Below are 19,731 nucleotides of genomic sequence, written 5' to 3' on the forward strand. Positions count from 1 at the left end.
AACGACCATGAGCGACAACAACCAGCTCAACCCCACTCTGCCCGCGCCACAGCAGGACGGCCAGATCACGAACAACGCAGCAGGCATCGGTACCGCGAACGCAACGGAGGTCGGTACCGCGCCGCTGAAGCCCAAGGTGCAGAAGCTCACGGATTCTCCGGACGACAACCACGCGGGTTCCGAGCCGGTCTGAACCGGCCCGGTCCGTCAGGCCCCTGGGCGACGGAAGCTCCCGGCACACTCCGGGAGCTTCCCGAGCCCGGGCTCGGCACGGCGAAGTCCCGGTGCGCGGGGGGACAGGGAGCTTCGTCGGCCGGCACACAGCAGAGGCCGGCATCGGCGGCACGGAGGGGGAGCCGCCGATGCCGGCATTTCTGTTGGCCCGGAGACGCCCGGGCGACTTCCGGAGAGATCCGGAGAGAAGTGACATCGCAAGCCCCCCGAAACCCCCGAGCAAAAGGAGCCTCCATGACCCGCAGGACAACCACTCGCGCCAAGAAGGCCTTGGCCGTGTTCGCCATCGTCGGCGCCGCGACGGCCCTGGGCGCCCTGCCGGCCGCTGCCGACAACCACACGGGATCCGTGCAGAGCGCCGCCCGTGTGGTGCCGGCCTCCTCCGGCGACGTCATCGACACCGCCACGAGCGCGGACGATCACCACGTCGGCAGCATGGAGCTCTGACCACTGCCCGCACGGAGGGGCCCCTCGGACATCTCTGGTCCGAGGGGCCCCTCCGTGTCCGCCGGGCCCGGGCAGGACTCGTTCCTGTCCGAACAGCTTTCGCGTCCCGGGCACGCCGGAAAAACACCCGCCGCGGACTCCGCCCGCTGCGCCGGGGTCCCCGCTGGTCACGCGGGTGCCCCGTACGCCCGACTCACCGCCGCGCCTGCCCCGTTCCCTTCGCCGCGTCCAGGGCGTAGACGCAGCGGTCCTTGCTGCAGGCGTAGACGACGCCGCCGACGACCAGGGGGGTGCCCGTGATCTCGCCGCCGGTGGCGAGCTTCCAGCGGAGCTGGCCGCCCGCCGCGTCGAGGGCGTAGAGGCAGTGGTCGGCGGAGCCGAAGTGGACGCGGCCGTCGGCCACGGCGGGGGAGCCGACGATCTCGCCGCCGGCGGCGAACCGCCAGCGCGGGGTGCCGGTGGCGGCGTCCAGGGTGTAGAGGGCGCCGCCGCTGCCCAGGTGGACCAGGCCGTTCGCGACGAGCACGGGCGCGGTGGACTGGCGGGCCTCGGTCGCGATGCGCCAGCGCTCGTGGCCGCTCGCGGCGTCCAGGGCGTAGACGGTGCCGAGGTAGTCGGCCGCGTAGACGCCGCCGGCCGACCAGGCGGGCGGGCCGAGGAAGACCGCCGGGGCCTCGAAGCGCCAGCGCACATCGCCGCGGGCGGCGTCGACGGCCAGCAGGCGGGTGCCGGCGGCGATGTAGACGACGCCGTCGGGGGCGGAGTGCAGGCGCACCGGGACGCCGCCGCAGGACGCGGCGTCGCCGACCGGGTAGGACCAGCGCTCCGTGCCGCTGCGGGCGTCGAGGGCGCGCAGCCGGCCGTCGGACCAGACGAAGGCGGTGCCGTCGTGGACGGCGGGCCCGCAGTCGGGGGTCTCGAAGTCGGTCTGCAGGCCGCCCGTCTCCCACAGCAGTTCGCCGGTGGCGGCCTCCCACGCCTGGGCGCCGCCGCCGCGGGTGCCGGTGACGACCGTGCCCCGGTCCGCGCTCAGGGAGTACACCCAGCCGTCGGTGGACAGGCGCCAGCGCTCGGTGCCGTCGGCGGCGTCGAGGGCGTAGAGCGTGGGCCCGTCGGAGGCGTGTATGCGGCCGTCGGCGACGGCCATGGCCCAGGCGACGTCCCGGGTCTTGAACTGGCGCCGCCCACTGGCCACATCGAGGGCGTGCACCTCGAAGGAGGTGACGTACACCAGGTCGCCGGCGACGACCGGGGTGCCCCAGACGTCGTTGGACATACGGAACCGCCAGGGGCGCCAACGGGACGGGTCCACCGTGGAGTTGACGGCCGCCTCGGGCGCGACGGGGGCCGCGGTGGCGCCCGGCGGGCGCACCCAGGACGCGCCGGGCGCCGCGTACGGCTCGCGGGCGTCCGCGACGCGCGGCCCCGGGCCGATCGGCACCTGGGCGCCGGGCAGCCGCACGGCACCGTCCGCGGTGGAGACGGGCGCCGCCGCGTGCCGCCCCTGGGCGACGGGGGCCGGAGCGGGCGCCGCGGCCGGGCCGCCGCGCGGATCGGCCCAGCCGGGGGCAGCGGGCGCCCTCGACGGCTCGTAGGACGGGGCGGCCGGGGGCCGTGCAGGGCGCGGCGGGGTCGCGGGCCGGGAGGCGCCACGGGCGGGGGCGGAGGCGGCGGGCCGGTGCCCGGCCCGGCGGTGCTCGATGAGCGAGACGGCGTCCGGCGGCAGCCAGGCCGAGGCCGTGCCGCTGTCGTCGCCCCCGCCGGAGGCGAACAGGTGCGGGCCGAGCTGCGCCTGGAGGTCCGCGGGGGTGGGCCGGTGCTCGGCCGCCATCTGCATGCAGGAGTCGATGAGCGGCCGCAGCTCGTCCGGCAGGCCGCTCAGGTCGGGGCCCTCGCGCAGCAGCATGAAGACGGTCTCGACCGGGTTGGCGCCGTGGAAGGGGGCGTGGCCGGTGCCCGCGAAGACGAGCGTGGAGCCGAGCGAGAAGACGTCGCTGGCGCCGGTGACGCTGCGGGAGTCCCGGGCCTGCTCGGGGGACATGTACGCGGGCGTGCCGACGGCGACGTTGGTCATGGTCAGCCGGGTGTTGGACACCCCGGAGGCGATGCCGAAGTCGATGACGCGCGGCCCGTCCTCGACCACGAGGACGTTGGACGGCTTGAGGTCGCGGTGGACCAGCCCCGCGCTGTGGATCGACTGGAGCGCCTCGGCGATGCCGGCCGCCAGCCAGCGCACGGCCTGGGCCGGGAGCGGCCCGCACTCGTTGATGATCTCTTCCAGGGAGGGCGCCGGGACGTACGCGGTGGCGAGCCAGGGCACGGCCGCGCGCGGATCGGCGTCGACGACCGCGGCCGTGTAGAAGCCGCTGACCGCCCGCGCCGCTTCCACCTCACGGGTGAAGCGGACACGGAAGAGCTGGTCCTCGGCGAGCTCCGTGCGCACCGTCTTGATCGCCACCCGCCGGCCCGAGGCCGAGCGGGCGAGATAGACCAGTCCCATGCCACCGGCTCCGAGCCTGCCGAGCACCTCGAACGGGCCGATCCGTCTCGGGTCGTGCTGCGTAAGCTGCTCCAACTGGCCTGCCACCTCCCCGTGGGGGCTTGAAGGGTCGTTCAGCCCCGTGCAGCGTCTCACCGCGAATTATCCCGGGGTACGCGCCCTGATTCTCCCTGGCCGGAGCCCCGGTTGCGAACCCGGGTCACGCTTCGGCGTGTCCATGTCGAAACCGGAACGTCCGGTCCCGTCCTCCCGTCGCCGGTCAGCGCGGTGGAGCCGCCGTCTCCAGCACGGCGAAGTCCGCGCCCTGACTGTCGGTCAGCACCGCGAACCGCCCGTACGGGGCGTTCTCGGGGGCGCGCCGGACGCGGCCGCCCAGCCGCCCGGCGGCCGCCGCGGCGGCGTCGCAGTCGGCGACGGCGAAGTGGACGAGGAAGTGCGCGGGCATCATCTCGGGGAAGTCCCCGCCCATGACGGCCCGTCCGCCGACCGCGTGCTCCGGACCGGGCGGCAGCCCCGCGGGCGTCCACAGCGCGTAGTCGTCCGCCGTCGCCTCCTCGCTGTCCAGCACATGCGCGACGAGCCCGAACACCCGCTCGTAGAAGGTGTCCACGGCCGCCGCGTCCCGGGTGTACACCTCGGTCCACGCGAACGACCCCGGCTCGCCGAGCTCCCCGAAGCCGTGATGGGTGCCGGCCTGCCAGACGCCGAGGACGGCGCCGCCGGGGTCGGCGGCGAGCAGCATCGTGCCGAACGGGCCGACGGTGAACGGGCCGGTGACGACCTGCCCGCCCGCCGCCGTGATCCGCCGGGCGGTCGCGGCGGCGTCGGCGGAGGAGAAGTAGACGTTCCACGTGGTGGGCATCCGGCCGTCGGGCTTGGGCGCGAGGGCGGCGACGGCCCGGTCGTCCTGGAACGCCTCGGTGTACGAGCCGTATTCGGGTCCGGCGTCCCGGAAGGTCCAGCCGAAGAGCCCTCCGTAGAAGCGCTTGCCCGCCTCGACGTCGGGCAGCATGACGTCCGCCCAGCACGGCGCGGACCGCGGGCCGGTGTCCGGGCCGGTGTCCATGGACCCGCCCGCCTCGGCCGCCTCGTCTGCCTCGCCCATGGACGCCGCCTCCTTCAGCAGCTTCGCGCGGCGGCGGCTCTGCGCGACCGCGCGGCCGTCCGCGGACCGTTCGGCCGCGCGGGGTGCCGCAGCAGCCACGGTATCGGCGCGGTGCCGATCCCGCCCGGTCGGCGGCAGCGGCCGCAAAGCGCCGGCGAAGGCGTGCCGAAGGAGCGCGGAAGGCATGCGGAAGGCCCCGGAAAGCGGGCCGGGAACAGCGTCCGGAAAGGCTCCCGGCCATGGCGTTCCGATAAGACAATTCACCGGTACGGGCCAATCCCCGAACGTTCTCATTTCCGCCCGCGAAAACCCCGCTGACCTGCACAACAACCCCGTCCGGCACCCCCGTCCCCATTTGCACGCGACCGAATCGCGCTCCGATCACCCCTCGGTAAGCTGACGGCATGACAGGACAAGTACGCACCGTCGACGGCCGGGTGGCCGGCAGGCGTGGTCAGGCGACGCGGCAGAAGCTGCTCGACTGCCTCGGCGAAATGCTCAGCTCCTCTCCTTACCGCGACGTCAAGGTCATCGACGTCGCCCGGCGGGCCGGCACCTCGCCCGCGACCTTCTACCAGTACTTCCCGGACGTCGAGGGCGCCGTCCTGGAGCTCGCCGAGGAGGTGGCGGCCGAGGGCGCGGGTCTGACGCAATTGGTCGCCGGGCGCTCCTGGGCCGGAAAGGCGGGCAAACAGGCCGCCGAGGAACTGGTGGACGGCTTCCTCGCCTTCTGGCGGCGCAACGACGCGATCCTGCGCGTCATCGACCTGGGCGCGGCCGAGGGCGACAAACGGTTCTACAAGATCCGCATGAAGATCCTCAACGCCGTCACCAACTCCCTGACGGAATCGGTCAAGGAACTCCAGGCCAAGAAGAAGGTGGACAAGGACGTCAGTCCGGGAGCGGTGGCGGGCTCGCTGGTCACCATGCTGGCGGCGGTCGCCTCGCACCAGAAGGGCTTCACCACCTGGGGCGTGAAACAGGCCGACCTCAAGCCGAATCTCGCGCTGCTGGTGCACCTGGGCATCACCGGCAAGAAGCCGGTCAAATAACGCGGCGGCCGTACGCGTGCCGTACGCACGTCCTGTCATCGCGGCGGCGGGCCGCCGGGAGCGTCCCCGGCGGCCCGTCCTCCTTCTCAGTGCTTCTTCTTGACGACCTTCGTCAGCACATACTTCTTGCCGGAGCCCTGCTTCCCTATCTCGTGGAAGAGCCGCGGCTCCTTCGTCGTCCCGCTCACGCTCCAGTTCTTCCGGAATTCGCAGGCGTCTATCTGCAGGGACACCCCGACGATCTTCCCGCCGTCCCTCAGCGGCGCCCAGCGGCCCGAGCCGTCGCAGTCCTTCGACCGGGGCTTGCCCATGCCGTCCCAGTCGAAGTTGTCCAGGCCCTTGGCGAGGGCGCGGCCGCCCTTCTCCAGCATCACGCTGCCGTTCCGGCCGTCGTCCCAGAGGCCGGCGATGTCCGACTTGTGGAGCCTCGGCGGCCGGTAGACGTCGACCAGCCCCGTCCCGTAGACCGTCGCGCCCATCGCGCCGACGGCCAGCCAGGCGACGGCGCCGCCCAGCGTCACCCGCCGGGCGACGCTGCCGGCCCGCCCCTCGCGGTACCGGCGCGCGGCGGCGCGGGCGGCGAGGGCGGGCGGCAGCAGGCCGACGGTGAGCGCGGCCCACCAGAGCAGGTACGACAGCGGGCGGGCGAAGGACAGGCTGCCCAGGGCCGCGACGGCGCCGAAGACGGCCACCGCGGCCGCGGCGACGACGGGCACGGCGACCACGGGCCGGGCGCCGAGGGCCCCCGCCCGCCCCGGGCGACGGCCGGCCCGGCGGGCCAGGGCGAGCGCGGGCATGACGGCCGCCGCGGTGATGAACCCGCTGAGCAGCACGGTCAGCAGCAGCGCGCCGAGGCCGACGGCGGCGGCGGTCAGCGGGGTGTTCGGCAGCCCGTCGTGCTCCCGGGCGAGGAGGACGAGGACCCCGGCGGTCGCCGCGACCACGAACTCGGCGCAGAGGGTGGCCATGGAGGCACAGAAGGCCGCCCCGAAGCCGTCGGAGTGGGCGGAGTCCGTGGACTCGGCAGGCTCGGCGGGCTCGGCCGGACCGGCGGTCCTGGCGGCCTCGCCCGCCGCGGCGTCCGCTGGGGACTCGGGGGCCTCGCCCGTACCTGATCCGGCGGCCGCGACGGGTACGCCGTCCGCGTCGGACCCGTCACCCGCCGCGGACGCGGCCGTCCCGGCAGGAGCGGGGGACCCGGCGGAAGCAGGGGCGTCGTCGCGCCGCGCGGGCGCGCGCTTCGCGCCGCCCGTCCCGGCCGACGCGGACTCCGCCGCGGCGGACTTCGCGTCCGGTATCGAGCCCGGCTCAGCCTGCTGTGTCATATCCGCCCCTCTCTCCAAGAATGATTCCCCCGACGGCCATGAGGTTCCGTTGGCGAGGGGTTCCGAGACGGCCCTCACGCCGCGGACGGCGACGAGGATGCCAGAAAGGGTCATTCTTGCCGAATGGTTCTTCTCATGCCGAATGTGGACACTCGACGCGAAGCTTCGGCCGGAGGTGCACACGACCCCGCGGGCACGGGACCGCCGCCCGGGAAGACGGAGGCGGGCGCCCTCGCGGACGACAGGCACCGAAAAGTGTGGCGCGCATCACAGATCGCGTCATTCCAGGGGCAGTTACGAGCCATCCGCCCGGACCCGTCAGCGGCGGCGTACAGATGCGCACCCCGAGCACGGCACCGCACGCCGCCCACCGACTCCGGCGCCGGAAGCCCTGCCGTCGCGCCGGTTCGCGACCCGCACTCGCCAAGTCGCCCCGGGTCACCCGGGTGTCTCGGCGTCCCCTCGCAACGAATCGCTGCATCCAAGAGTGATCACGTGAACACTTCACGTCAACACCTGGTCTGGACTTTGCCGCCTACGCCCCATTTGTGAGTACGCGGTGTGGCTCAAAAGCGCCGCCCCACAAGGGCAGTGCGGGCGCCGGACCCGAGGCGCCGGGCCTGCGGTCGATCTCGCACCAGATGCTCTTGCCCGCCCCCTCGGGCTGCCAGCCCCACCGGTCGGCGAGGCCGTCCACCAGCTCCAGGCCACGGCCGCCCGTCTCGTCGCCGCCGGCGCACCGCCGACGCGGCGGCCGGGCGCTGAAGTCGGCGACCTCGACGCGGACCGTGCCCCCGGGGAAGAACATCCGCAGCACGGCCGGACACCCCGTGTGCACCACGGCGTTGGTCACCAGCTCGGAGATCACCAGGATCAGCGCCTCCGCGAGCGAGTCGTCCAGCCCTATCCCGCAACCGGCCAGCCGCGACCTCGCCCACCTGCGGGCCCGCCCCACCTCCGAGGGATCGACCCCGACCTCCATCTGCACCTGAAGCACCTGCACCGCTCACACCATCCGAACCGGCGGACACAACGCCTCGCGTCTCCAAGGGCCACGTCTCGTGACTCCCTTTCCCCACAACCCCGTTGACGCACAACTACCCCAACAAGCGCTTCAGACACATTCCTGAGCAAAGGAGTATGAATGCCGCGACGCCCTACGGCACGCACGCGCTCACGGGGAGGAAGTCCGAGCCCGCACCTTACTCCGTTGCGTGACGACTTACGCGCAGAACACCACTCCACGGCAACACAGCGTGGTTATTTCGCCGGACCGACCGGGGTAATTCAGGCGAGGCGATTACATTCCGCGATTTTGTCGCTCAGAATTTCGCCCGAGCGAATTTCCGGACGATTACCGAGCGCGCCGCGCGAATCGATCTTGAGATCGCCGGTCCGATGCCTGGCGCTCCGTCAATTGCCGTCGGCACGGTACGTGGCGGAGGCCTGGTCGAAAAACGTGTCCACGGAACGCTGTCCGTCCATCGGACCGAGCACCTGCAGCACGTGGTACCGACCGCCCATGATCACCGCGGAGTTGCGCACATAGACCTGACGGCCGCTGCTGTCGTTCCAGTTGAAGGCGCCCTCCGCGCCCGCGGTCCGGCCGACGTCCACCCGGCGCAGGCCGGAGGCGCCCGACCAGGACGAGGAGCGGTACGCCTCCAGCTCGGGCTCCCGCTCCTGCTGGTAGGCCATCGGGTCGGTGCCGAACTCGGCGGTCCTGTCCCGGCCCGGCACGACGATCAACTCGAAGTCGCCGCCCGCGTAGACGACCTGGCCGCGCGCGTTGTCCCCGCGGCGCTGCCACTCGCGGGCGACGGCGACGCTGAAGCCCTTGGGGTCGCGGCGCAGGGTGAACCCCTTGGCCACACCGCTGGTTTCGACCGTCGGATCCTCCTGCGGATCCCCTTGCGGAGCGGCGCTCAGCGCGCCCGCCGTGCGATCGGCGCCCCGGCCGGCACCGGCGCTCTCCGAGGCCCGCGGCATGAACAGCAGCGCGTAGAGCACCGCCCCGACGAGCAGCAGCAGGATCACCCCCAGCAGCAGTCTGCCGAGCCGCGGGGCGGGCTGCGCCCGGACGGCGGCGTGCTGCTCCTGGAGGTGGCCCGCCGCGGCGAAGCCGGCGACCGGCTCCGCCCTGCGGTGCCGGGCGGGCCCTGCGGGCCGGCCGCGCCGGCGGCGCACCAGCTCGCCGCGGCGGCGGGGGATCGGGAGCCGGGCGGTGCCGCGGGCGGCGGTCGTCTCCGCGGCGAAGCCGGGAGTGCCCGGAGCGCCGGGGCCCGGGGCGAACGACGGGACCGTGACCGTACGGCTGCCGACGTCCGGCTCCGGGGCGGACCGGATCAGGGACCGCAGCCAGCCGCGCAACTCCTCGAAATCCGGCCGTTCTTCCGGGTCCTTGCGCATCAGCGACTCGACGACGGGTCGGAGCGCGCCGCACTCCTCCGCGTACGCGGGGGGCTCGGAGCAGACGAGCTGGACCAGGTCGGCGGTGCTGTCCTCCGGGTACGGCGGGTGGCCCTGCACGACACGGAACAGCAGGGCGCCCAGGGCCCAGAGGTCGGCGGCGGGGCCGACGGGCGGGGCGAGCTGCCAGTTCTCCCGGACGGGCCAGGCCTGTTCGGGCGCCCAGCGCTCGGTGACGGGACCGACGACGAGCATCCGGGCCTGCCGCGCGCGCTCGGCGGCGAGGGCGCCGGGGGAGTCCTGGGTGGCCCAGCCGGTGCCCCGGACGGGGGGCTCGGCAGGGGGCTCGGCGGGGCCCTCGGCAGGGGACGCCGCGGGGTTCGCGCCGCGGACCAGGGCGTCCGCGTTCCAGGCTCCCGGGGCCGGGGCGGTGCCGCTGGCGGCGGTGCCGCCGCCCCAGGGGGAGGCGCCGGTCGGGGGGCGGGTGCCGCCGTTGCCGTCGGCCGCCGCGGCCCGGGCGGCCGCGGCGGCCTTGGTTCCGGCGCGGTAGGCGGCGATGGCGTGGGCGCGGGGGCCGCGGCGGGGGTCCGTGCGCGGGGAGTGCCGGGGCGGGGCCGTGCCCCGGTCCTGCCCTTCCACCGGGGCTCCCCCGCGCTCCGCGCGGCCGCCGGGGTTACCGGGGCTGCCGGGGTTGCCGGGGTTGCCGCTCCCCTCGCGCGCGGCGCCCGGCACCGGGTCGTAGCCGCACAGCGCCTCCTCCGCCGCCCCCGCCGCCAGGCCCGTCAGGACGGCGCGGCCGTCCTCGCAGATCAGGACCGTGCGCGTGGTGATGTTGCGATGGGTCCAGCCCTGGGCGTGGAGGGCACGGAGGGCGGTGAGGACGTCGGCGGCCACCTCCGCGGCGCGGTGGGGGGAGAGGGCGCGCTCGGCGAGGACCGCGGCGAGGGGGCGGGCGGAGACCAGTTCGCTGACGATCCACAGGCTGCCCGCCTCGGCGAAGACGTGGAACACCTGGTCCAGGCGCGGGTGGTCGGGGATCCGCGCCGCGGCCGTCGCGGCCTCCAGGGCGCGGCGGACCGCCGGGTCCGCGGGCCCGGCGAGGGTGCGCGGGCGGCCGGACCGCGGCCGGTCGCCGTCCTCGTCGACGAGCTCGGCGTCCACCACCTCGGGCAGCGGGATCTGCCGGACCAGGACCTCCTGCCCGCTGTAGGTGTCGAACGCCCGTGTCTCGACGAGCTCGAACGCATCGGAGGGGGGCAGCGGCAGGCGATACCGGTCGGCGAGCACCCGGCCCGCGTAGTCGTCCACGACGCCTCCCCAAAGCGCGCGATGTCCCTGCATCCCCTGGGCCGACCGACCCGACCGTCCGTCAACGGCGTTCCGCCGGACGTCGGTTGTGGCTGCGTACCGTCCCCGACATCTCACGATACGTGCCGGACGCAGCCCACAGGGCCCTTACCGCTCAGATCGTCGGACTCGTTGCCCGGCGGACGTCAGCCGTCGGACCTCACCCGGACGCGGCGGGCGCGTGGACCGGCACGAGCTGCCGCAGGCCGTCGTTGCCCGAACCACCGCCGTGCTTGACGGCGATGACGATTACCGTGCCGATGACGGCCAGCACGACAACGGCGAGCACGGCGAGCAGCACACGCCGCTGCGCCGGGACCCTCATCCGGACCAGGGTCTCGGTGTAGGCGCCGCTCAGCGGCGGCTGCGGCTGCGGATCCGCCTCGGTGCGGGCCGAGCCCGAGGGGGTGGCGTCCCGCAGCGGGCGGAAGGCGGACTGGCCCTCCGGCTTCTTCGCGGTCTGCTTGCGCGGGGCGGGCGCGGAGGCGGACGCCGCCGGGCGGCCCGCCGCGGCGGGGCCCGCGGAGGCGGCCGGACGGGCCGGCTTCTCCGGCGTCTTCGGTACGGCGATGGCCTGCGTGACCTCCGGGTCCGCGGTCGTCCGGGAACGCGCGGGCGGCCGCTCGTCCGGCGCGTTGACGGCCTCGGTGAGCAGCGCCCGGGCGCCCGCCTCGTCGAGCCGCTTCTGCGGGTCCTTGGCGAGCAGCCCGTACATGACGCCTTCGAGCGGGCCCGCGTTCTTCGGCGGGCCGAGCGGCTCGGTCATGACGGCGGTCAGGGTGGCGATGGCCGACCCCTTGTCGTACGGCGGCGCGCCCTCGACGGCCGCGTACAGCAGGCCGCCCAGCGACCACAGGTCGGCGGGCGGGCCGGGCTTCTGGCCGCGGGCCCGCTCGGGGGATATGTACGAGGGGGCGCCGACGAGCATGCCGGTCGAGGTGACGGAGGGGTCGCCCTCGACCTGGGCGATGCCGAAGTCGGTGAGGACGACGCGGCCGTCGTCCGCGATGAGGACGTTGGACGGCTTCACGTCGCGGTGCAGGATGCCCTGGAGGTGCGCCGCGCGCAGCACGTCGAGGACGGCCAGGCCCACTTCGGCGGCGCGCCGCCACTTCAGGGGCCCGTCCTCGCGGATGACGTCGGCGAGCGAGCGGCCCTCGATGAGCTCCATGACGATCCACGGGCGGTCGTCCTCGTGGACGACGTCGTAGACGGTGACGGCGCCGGAGCTGCGGATGCGGGCAATGGCCTTGGCCTCGCGCAGGGTACGGGTGATCAGCCGGCGCTTCTCGTCCTCGTCGATGTTGGCCGGGAAGCGCAGTTCCTTGACCGCGACGACACGTCCCAGGGTCTCGTCGGTGGCGCGGTGGACCGTGCCCATGCCGCCCCGGCCGAGCACGTCACCGAGACGGTAACGCCCGGCGAGGAGGCGCCCGGTCGTGCCCTGCGTCTGCTCCGCGTCCGACATGCGTCCCCTCTGGCGTTCAGCTCTGCGACCAACCGACCCCGGCAGAGCGACCATTGTCTCTCATCCGCCGACCAGTGGAAGGCCAGGGTCCGTCAGACCACGGATGTGACCATGGATGATGAGCGCATACCGACGCGCAGTGCCTCATCGCGCATCACGGCGGCCGTGGCCGCACCGTGCTGCACCGTCATGGCGCCGACGACGGTGTGCGATGGCGACCCTGCCCGCTCTCCTGTTACAGGACATCGTTGCACGGGACGCGGTTCCCGGGGCCGCCGAGCTGTCACAAGATGCTCACGGCGCCCCCCGGTTCGGCCGGAACGGGCCGTTCTCCTGCCCGGACGGCCGCGCGCCACCGGGCATGGCCGACCGTCAGAAGCGGCCGGAACCCCGAAGCACGGCCGCCGGCCCCGGAGTTCCGCCGGACCGCCCCAGGGCCGGTGCCGACCCGTCGGACACCCCTAGGCCAGCGGCTGCACCTCCGGCGCGCCCAGCCGCGCCGCGTCCGCCGTGCGGTCGTCCGGCTGGAGCTGCGACTCGCGTTCCGCCTCCACCCGCTTCTCGTAGTGCTCGACCTCCTTGTCCACCTGCGCGCGGTCCCAGCCCAGCACCGGGGCCATCAGCTCCGCCGCCTCGCGGGCGCTGCGCGTGCCGCGGTCGAAGGTCTCGATGGAGATCCGGGTGCGCCGGGTGAGGACGTCGTCGAGATGGCGCGCGCCCTCGTGCGAGGCCGCGTAGACGACCTCGGCGCGCAGATAGTCCTCGGCGCCGCCGAGCGGGCGGCCCAGCGAGGGGTCGGCCGTGACGAGGTCGAGGACCTCGTCCACCAGTGAGCCGTACCGGTTGAGCAGGTGCTCCACCCGCGCCACGTGCAGCCCGGTGCGCTGCGCGAGCTGCGCCCGGGCGTTCCACAGGGCGTGGTAGCCCTCGGCGCCCACCAGCGGCACGTCCTCCGTGACGCAGTCGGCCACTCTCTGCGCGAGCCCGTGCACCGCCTCGTCCACGGCGTCCTTGGCCATCACCCGGTACGTCGTGTACTTGCCGCCCGCCACGACCACCAGCCCCGGGACCGGGTGCGCCACGGTGTGCTCGCGGGAGAGCTTGCTCGTCGCGTCCGACTCGCCGGCCAGCAGCGGGCGCAGCCCGGCGTAGACGCCCTGGACGTCGTCCCGGGTCAGCGGCACCGCGAGCACGGAGTTGACGTGCTCCAGCAGGTAGTCGATGTCGGCGCTGGACGCGGCCGGGTGGGCCTTGTCCAGGTCCCAGTCGGTGTCCGTCGTCCCGATGATCCAGTGCCGGCCCCAGGGGATGACGAAGAGCACGCTCTTCTCGGTGCGCAGGATCAGCCCGGTCGTGGAGTGGATGCGGTCCTTGGGGACGACGAGGTGGATGCCCTTGGAGGCGCGGACGTGGAACTGGCCGCGCTCGGCGATGAGCTGCTGGGTGTCGTCCGTCCACACGCCGGTGGCGTTGACGATCTGCCGGGCGCGGATCGCGAACTCGCGGCCCGCCTCCAGGTCGCGCACCCGGGCGCCGACGACCCGCTCCCCCTCGCGGAGAAAGCCCACCACGCGCGTCCGGTTGGCGGCCTCGGCGCCGTACGCGACGGCGGTGCGCACCAGGGTGGTGACGTAGCGCGCGTCGTCCATCTGGGCGTCGTAGTACTGGAGGGCGCCGACCAGTGCGTCCTTGCGCAGGCAGGGGGCCACGCTCAGCGCGTGCCGGCGCGTCAGATGGCGGTGGAGGGGCAGTCCCCGGCCGTGGCCGGAGGAGACGGACATCGCGTCGTAGAGCGCGACGCCCGAGCCCGCGTAGAGCCGCTCCCAGCCGCGGTGCTGGAGCGGGTAGAGGAACGGCACCGGTTTGACCAGGTGCGGGGCCAGCCGCTGGAGCAGCAGCCCGCGCTCCTTGAGCGCCTCGCGGACCAGGGCGAAGTCGAGCATCTCCAGGTACCGCAGCCCGCCGTGGATGAGCTTGCTGGAGCGGCTGGAGGTGCCGGCCGCCCAGTCCCGCGCCTCCACGAGGCCGGTCACCAGGCCGCGCGTGGCGGCGTCCAGCGCGGTGCCCGCGCCGACGACGCCGGCGCCGACCACCAGGACGTCCAGCTCTCGCTCCGCCATCCGGGCGAGCGCCGCGGTGCGCCCGGCCGGCCCGAGTGTCGCTGTCCTCACCACTGCCTCCCGCTGCGTCGGGGTCTCCCTCCGATGCTGCCCCAGATCGGCCGGGGCGGCCTCCCGCGGCGGCTCCGGGGGCGACGCCCGGAGCGGCAATGCCCGAAATATGTCGTATATCCCCTTAACCTGATCTACACCGCCGCACCTGCCGCACCTCAAGGGATCGGTCCGGCGGCCCAGGGGAAGGACCGCGTCACGTCATGCCCGCAGATCTCGCCGTCATTGGACTGGGCCACCTCGGCCTGCCGCTCGCCCGGGCCGCCACCGCCGCCTCCGTGGCGACCGTCGGCCACGACCCCGACCCGCGCACCGTCGCCGAACTGCGCGCCGGACGGCTGCCCGCCGACGACGGGCCGGGCACCCTCACCGCCGCCGAACTGCGCCGGATGCTCTCCGCCGGCTTCCGCCCCACCACCGAGGACGCCGCGCTCGAACGGGTCCGTACGGCCGTGATCTGCGCACCGACCCGGCTCGGCGAGGACGGCGCCCTCGACCTGAGCGCCGTCGGGACCGCCGCCCGCGCCCTCGCGCCCCGCCTCCGGCCGCGCACCACGGTGATCCTGGAGTCCGCCGTCCACCCGGGCGCCACCGAGGAGTTCGTGCGACCGCTGCTGGAGGACGGCTCCGGGCTGTGCGCCGGGCGCGACTTCCACCTCGCGTACTCCCCCAGCCGCGCCGACCCCGGACGCCGGGACCGCGACCTCGCCCGCGTCCCCCGGGTCGTCGGCGGGCTCACCCCCGCCTGCACGGAGGCGGCCGCGGCGTTCTACGGACGCCTCTGCGACAAGATCGTCCGGGCCCGGGGCCCCCGGGAGGCCGAGACCGTACGGATGTGGGAGACCAACTACCGCCACGTCAACATCGCCCTGGCCAACGAAATGGCGGTCTTCTGCCACGACATCGGCGTCGACCTGTGGGACGTGGTGCGGTGCGCGGAGACCAAGCCGTTCGGCTTCCAGGCGTTCCGGCCCGGACCGGGCGTCGGCGGTCACGGCACGCCCGTCGACCGCGTCGGGACCGGGCACCCGCTGCGGATGGTGGACCTGGCGCGGGACGTCAACGGGCGGATGCCGCTGTACGTCACCCAGCGCAGCGCCGCCCTGCTCAACGAGCACGGGAAGTCGGCGCGGGGCGCCCGGGTGCTGCTGCTGGGCGTCGGCTACAAGGCGGACACCGGCGACCAGGAGGGCTCCCCCGCCCCCGAGATCGCCTCCCGGCTGATGGAGCTGGGGGCGCAGATCAGCTACCACGATCCGTATGTGCCGGGATGGCGGGCCGGGGGCCGGGCGGTGCCGCGGGTGGACTGCCTGTACGAGGCGGCGGCCGAGGCCGATCTGACGGTGCTTCTGCAGCACCACCGGACGTACGACCTGCAAGGGCTGGCGGTGAAGGCGCAGTTGCTGCTGGACACGAGGGGGGCGAGCCCCGCCGGTGCCGCGCACCGGCTCTGAGCCCCCTCCTACAGCCGGCCGCTCGCCGGCAGCCGCGGCTGCGCGTCCAGCAGCGTCCGCAGCTTCGCGAAGTCCTCGACGCAGCGGCCCGTGCCCACCGCGACGCAGTCCAGGGGGTTGTCCGCGACCAGGACCGGAATGTCCAGCTCCCGGCTGAGGCGGACGTCGAGCCCGCGCAGCAGCGCACCGCCGCCCGTGAGCACGATGCCCCGGTCCATGATGTCGCCGGACAGCTCCGGCGGCGTCTCGTCGAGCGTCTGACGCACGGCCATGACGATGGCGTCCACCGGCTCCGTCAGCGCGTGCCGGATCTCGTCGGCCGTCAGCTCCAGCGTCTTGGGCAGACCGCTGACCTGGTCGCGGCCGCGGATCGTGTAGCGGTCGGGGGGCAGCAGCCCCTGGGTCTCCTCGGGGTCCCCGGAGTCGGCGCCGGCGAGGCTCTCGTTCTTCGCCAACTTGCTTGCCACCGACGCCAGTCCGGCGATGGACCACTTGCCCGTCGGCGCGGCCGAGCCGATGCTCAGCTTGATGTCCTCCGCGGTGCGCTCGCCGATCGCCAGCGCGTACTCCTTCTTCACATAGGAGATGATCGCCGCGTCCATGGCGTCGCCCGCCGTCCGCACCGAACGCGCGGTGACGATGCCGCCCAGCGAGATGACCGCGACCTCGGTGGTGCCGCCGCCGATGTCGACGACCATGCAGCCGGTCGGCTCGCTGACCGGCAGGCCCGCACCGATCGCCGCCGCCATCGGCTCCTCGACCAGGTGCACCGCCCGCGCCCCGGCCTGGGAGGCGGCCTCGATCACGGCCCGGCGCTCGACGCCCGTGATGCCCGACGGCACGCAGACCACCACGCGCGGACGGGACAGCATCCGCTTGCCGGTGACCTTCTTGATGAAGTGCCGCAGCATCCGCTCGGCTATCTCGAAGTCGGCTATGACGCCGTCGCGCATCGGGCGGATGGCCACGATGTTCGAGGGGGTGCGACCGATGGTCTCCTTCGCCTCGGCACCCACCGACAGCACGCCGCCGTCATCGGCGTTGACGGCGACGACCGAGGGCTCGTTGAGCACCACTCCCCTCCCCCGCACGTACACCAGCGTGTTCGCGGTGCCGAGGTCGATGCCCATGTCCCTGCCGGTGAACGACTTACTTTGCGCCATAAGTCGCCAGTATTCACCATGACCGAACTTTTATGCGGAGTTGACGACCAGGACCGGACACGGCGAAGGCCCGGCTGCCGAGGCAACCGGGCCCGCGTCCGACGGAGCGTCAGCGCTTGTCGTGCTGCGACGGCGCGACCGTCACCTCGACCCGCTGGAACTCCTTGAGCTCGCTGTAGCCCGTGGTCGCCATCGCCCGGCGCAGGGCGCCGAAGAAGTTCATCGACCCGTCCGGGGTGTGCGAGGGGCCGAGCAGGATCTCCTCGGTGGTGCCGACGGCACCCAGGTTCATGCGCTTGCCGCGCGGCACGTCCTCGTGGACGGCCTCCATGCCCCAGTGGTGGCCGCGGCCCGGCGCGTCGGTGGCGCGGGCGAGCGGGGAGCCCATCATCACGGCGTCGGCGCCGCAGGCGATGGCCTTGGGCAGGTCGCCGGACCAGCCCACGCCGCCGTCGGCGATGACGTGCACATAGCGGCCGCCGGACTCGTCCATGTAATCCCGGCGGGCCGCGGCCACGTCGGCCACGGCAGTCGCCATCGGCACCTGGATGCCCAGGACGTTACGGGTGGTGTGCGCGGCGCCGCCGCCGAAGCCCACCAGGACGCCGGCCGCGCCGGTCCGCATCAGGTGCAGGGCCGCGGTGTACGTCGCACAACCGCCGACGATCACCGGGACGTCGAGCTCGTAGATGAACTGCTTGAGGTTCAGCGGCTCGGCGGCACCGGAGACGTGCTCGGCGGAGACCGTGGTGCCGCGGATGACGAAGATGTCGACGCCCGCGTCCACGACGGCCTTGGAGAACTGCGCGGTGCGCTGCGGCGACAGCGCGGCGGCGGTCACGACGCCGGAGTCGCGGACCTCCTTGATGCGCTGCCCGATCAGCTCCTCCTTGATCGGAGCGGCGTAGATCTCCTGCATGCGCTTGGTCGCGGTGTGCTCGTCCAGCTCCGCGATCTCGGCCAGCAGCGGCTCCGGGTCCTCGTAGCGGGTCCACAGGCCCTCGAGGTTGAGCACGCCGAGACCGCCCAGCTCACCGATGCGGATGGCCGTCTCGGGCGAGACGACGGAGTCCATCGGGGCGGCCAGGAACGGCAGCTCGAAGCGGTAGGCGTCGATCTGCCAGGCGATCGAGACCTCCTTGGGGTCGCGGGTACGGCGACTCGGGACGACGGCGATGTCGTCGAACGCGTACGCCCGGCGGCCGCGCTTGCCGCGCCCGATCTCGATCTCAGTCACGTTTGTGGCCTTTCCTTCTACGTCTGCCGCACTCCAGTATCACCGACGCGGCGGGGCGCGGCCGCGCGCCGACGGGGTTTGCCCCTGGCCCGCCTCTGGGGGAGCCTGCAGGGCGCTTCAGGGGGCCAGGGGGCGAAGCCCCCGGTGGGGCGCAGGGGCGAAGCCCCGCCCACCCGCGCGCGGTAGCGCGCAAGCGGGGTCGCGCAGGGGCGCAGCCCCTGCGAAAACGGATGAGGGCGGGGCGGGGAGAAAATCCCCCCGCCCCGCCCCCACCCGCTCAGCGCCGCGACGAGTAGTTCGGCGCCTCGACCGTCATCTGGATGTCATGCGGGTGGCTCTCCTTGAGCCCCGCCGCCGTGATCCGCACGAACGTGCCCTTGTCCTTGAGCTCCTGGACATTGGCCGATCCCACATATCCCATGGACGCCCGCAGGCCGCCCACCAGCTGGTGGGCCACCGAGGACAGCGGCCCCCGGTAGGGCACCTGGCCCTCGATGCCCTCGGGCACCAGCTTGTCCTCGGAGAGGACGTTGTCCTGGAAGTAGCGGTCCTTGGAGAAGGAGCGCGCCTGCCCGCGGGACTGCATCGCGCCCAGCGAGCCCATCCCCCGGTAGGACTTGAACTGCTTGCCGTTGATGAAGACCATCTCGCCCGGCGACTCCTCGCAGCCGGCCAGCAGCGAGCCCAGCATCACGGTGTCGGCACCGGCGGCGATCGCCTTGGCGATGTCGCCGGAGAACTGCAGACCGCCGTCGCCGATCAGCGGAACACCCGCCGCGTGGCACGCCTTCGCCGCCTCGTAGATGGCCGTGACCTGCGGGACGCCGATGCCGGCGACCACGCGCGTGGTGCAGATCGAGCCGGGGCCGACGCCCACCTTGACGCCGTCCACACCGGCGTCGATCAGCGCCTGCGCGCCGTCCCGGGTGGCGACGTTGCCGCCGACCACATCGACGTCGATGTTGGACTTGATCTTGGCGATCATGTCGAGGATGCCCCGGCTGTGACCGTGGGCGCTGTCCACGACGAGGAAGTCCGCACCGGCCTCGACCAGCGCCTGGGCCCGCTCGTACGCCTCGGCGCCGACGCCCACCGCGGCACCGACGACCAGGCGGCCCTCCGCGTCCTTGGCCGCGTTCGGGTACTGCTCGGCCTTGACGAAGTCCTTGACCGTGATCAGACCCTTGAGCACCCCGGCGTCGTCCACCAGCGGCAGCTTCTCGATCTTGTGGCGGCGCAGCAGCTCCATGGCGTCCTCGCCGGAGATGCCCACCTTGCCGGTGACCAGCGGCATCGGCGTCATGACCTCGCGGACCGAACGCGTGCGGTCGTTCTCGAAGGCCATGTCGCGGTTGGTGACGATGCCCAGCAGCTTGCCCGCCGGGTCGGTGACCGGCACGCCGCTGATGCGGAAGCGGGCGCACAGCGCGTCCGCCTCGGCCAGGGTGGCGTCGGGGCGGACGGTGATCGGGTCGGAGACCATGCCCGACTCGGAGCGCTTGACGAGGTCGACCTGGTTGGCCTGGTCCTCGATGGACAGGTTGCGGTGCAGCACGCCCGCGCCGCCCTGCCGGGCCATGGCGATCGCCATCCGCGCCTCGGTGACCTTGTCCATGGCGGCGGACAGCAGCGGGATGTTGACCCGGACGTTGCGCGAAACACGGGAGGAGGTGTCCACCGCGTTCGGCAGTACCTCCGAAGCGCCCGGCAGCAGCAGGACGTCGTCGTAGGTCAGACCGAGCATCGCGAACTTCGCGGGCATTCCGTCGGCGTGGTCAGTCATGACACCTTCCCAAATACTCAAGATCTGCCGGGGCCG

13 protein-coding genes and 1 pseudogene are annotated in these 19,731 nt (G+C 73.5%); 4 read left to right on the forward strand and 10 right to left on the reverse strand.

Features of this window, described 5'->3' with window-relative positions; translation table 11 throughout:
• The first annotated feature begins 7 nt into the window (after window positions 1-7).
• Both AB8735_RS17100 and AB8735_RS17105 read left to right on the forward strand, forming a co-directional pair.
• Window positions 8-193 carry a hypothetical protein gene (locus AB8735_RS17100; RefSeq protein WP_344023951.1) on the forward strand — a complete coding sequence of 62 codons (186 nt, stop codon included), beginning with the start codon at window positions 8-10 and terminating at the stop codon, window positions 191-193.
• A gap of 275 nt (window positions 194-468) precedes the next feature.
• Entirely contained in the window at window positions 469-681 is a 213-nt protein-coding gene (locus tag AB8735_RS17105) for a hypothetical protein (protein ID WP_372408281.1), read from the forward strand.
• A gap of 193 nt (window positions 682-874) precedes the next feature.
• Here the strand turns inward: AB8735_RS17105 and AB8735_RS17110 are convergent, their stop codons facing one another.
• Window positions 875-3,256 carry a PQQ-binding-like beta-propeller repeat protein gene (locus AB8735_RS17110; protein WP_372408283.1) on the reverse strand — a complete coding sequence of 794 codons (2,382 nt, stop codon included), beginning with the start codon at window positions 3,254-3,256 and terminating at the stop codon, window positions 875-877.
• Between the two features lie 184 nt (window positions 3,257-3,440).
• A complete protein-coding gene (locus AB8735_RS17115) occupies window positions 3,441-4,247 on the reverse strand; it encodes a VOC family protein (RefSeq protein ID WP_372411865.1) in 807 nt (268 codons plus the stop codon).
• A gap of 443 nt (window positions 4,248-4,690) precedes the next feature.
• Between AB8735_RS17115 and AB8735_RS17120 the strand changes: the two genes are divergently transcribed.
• Window positions 4,691-5,338 carry a TetR family transcriptional regulator gene (locus tag AB8735_RS17120; RefSeq protein ID WP_344032299.1) on the forward strand — a complete coding sequence of 216 codons (648 nt, stop codon included), beginning with the start codon at window positions 4,691-4,693 and terminating at the stop codon, window positions 5,336-5,338.
• A gap of 86 nt (window positions 5,339-5,424) precedes the next feature.
• Here the strand turns inward: AB8735_RS17120 and AB8735_RS17125 are convergent, their stop codons facing one another.
• The 5 genes and pseudogenes from AB8735_RS17125 to AB8735_RS17145 all read right to left on the reverse strand — a co-directional run bounded on the left by AB8735_RS17125 (window position 5,425) and on the right by AB8735_RS17145 (window position 14,058).
• The gene (locus tag AB8735_RS17125) at window positions 5,425-6,663 is read right to left on the reverse strand and encodes a hypothetical protein (RefSeq protein WP_344032301.1); all 1,239 of its coding nucleotides are present in this window, start codon (window positions 6,661-6,663) and stop codon (window positions 5,425-5,427) included.
• 535 nt (window positions 6,664-7,198) lie between these two features.
• A complete protein-coding gene (locus tag AB8735_RS17130; RefSeq protein ID WP_372408286.1) occupies window positions 7,199-7,666 on the reverse strand; it encodes an ATP-binding protein in 468 nt (155 codons plus the stop codon).
• A gap of 410 nt (window positions 7,667-8,076) precedes the next feature.
• The gene (locus AB8735_RS17135) at window positions 8,077-10,380 is read right to left on the reverse strand and encodes a protein kinase (RefSeq protein ID WP_372408289.1); all 2,304 of its coding nucleotides are present in this window, start codon (window positions 10,378-10,380) and stop codon (window positions 8,077-8,079) included.
• 244 nt (window positions 10,381-10,624) lie between these two features.
• Window positions 10,625-11,887: pseudogene (locus tag AB8735_RS17140) on the reverse strand (serine/threonine-protein kinase); the annotation flags it as partial.
• Between the two features lie 461 nt (window positions 11,888-12,348).
• A complete protein-coding gene (locus tag AB8735_RS17145; RefSeq protein WP_372408291.1) occupies window positions 12,349-14,058 on the reverse strand; it encodes a glycerol-3-phosphate dehydrogenase/oxidase in 1,710 nt (569 codons plus the stop codon).
• Window positions 14,059-14,261: 203 nt separating this feature from the next.
• Here AB8735_RS17145 and AB8735_RS17150 point away from each other — a divergent pair, with 203 nt between their 5' ends.
• Window positions 14,262-15,512, forward strand: a complete 1,251-nt coding sequence (locus tag AB8735_RS17150; protein WP_344030918.1) for a nucleotide sugar dehydrogenase — start codon at window positions 14,262-14,264, stop codon at window positions 15,510-15,512.
• An 8-nt stretch (window positions 15,513-15,520) separates the two neighbouring features.
• Here AB8735_RS17150 and AB8735_RS17155 read toward each other — a convergent pair whose 3' ends face one another.
• The 3 genes from AB8735_RS17155 to guaB form a co-directional block, all read right to left on the reverse strand.
• Window positions 15,521-16,675, reverse strand: coding sequence for a rod shape-determining protein (locus AB8735_RS17155; RefSeq protein ID WP_344030920.1), 1,155 nt, complete (start codon window positions 16,673-16,675; stop codon window positions 15,521-15,523).
• Between the two features lie 109 nt (window positions 16,676-16,784).
• Entirely contained in the window at window positions 16,785-17,912 is a 1,128-nt protein-coding gene (locus tag AB8735_RS17160; RefSeq protein WP_344030922.1) for a GuaB3 family IMP dehydrogenase-related protein, read from the reverse strand.
• A 277-nt stretch (window positions 17,913-18,189) separates the two neighbouring features.
• The gene (gene guaB / locus AB8735_RS17165; protein WP_344030924.1) at window positions 18,190-19,695 is read right to left on the reverse strand and encodes an IMP dehydrogenase; all 1,506 of its coding nucleotides are present in this window, start codon (window positions 19,693-19,695) and stop codon (window positions 18,190-18,192) included.
• Between the last annotated feature and the right edge of the window lie 36 nt (window positions 19,696-19,731).

The organism is Streptomyces luteireticuli, assembly GCF_041519305.1.
GTDB classification, from domain to species: domain Bacteria; phylum Actinomycetota; class Actinomycetes; order Streptomycetales; family Streptomycetaceae; genus Streptomyces; species Streptomyces luteireticuli.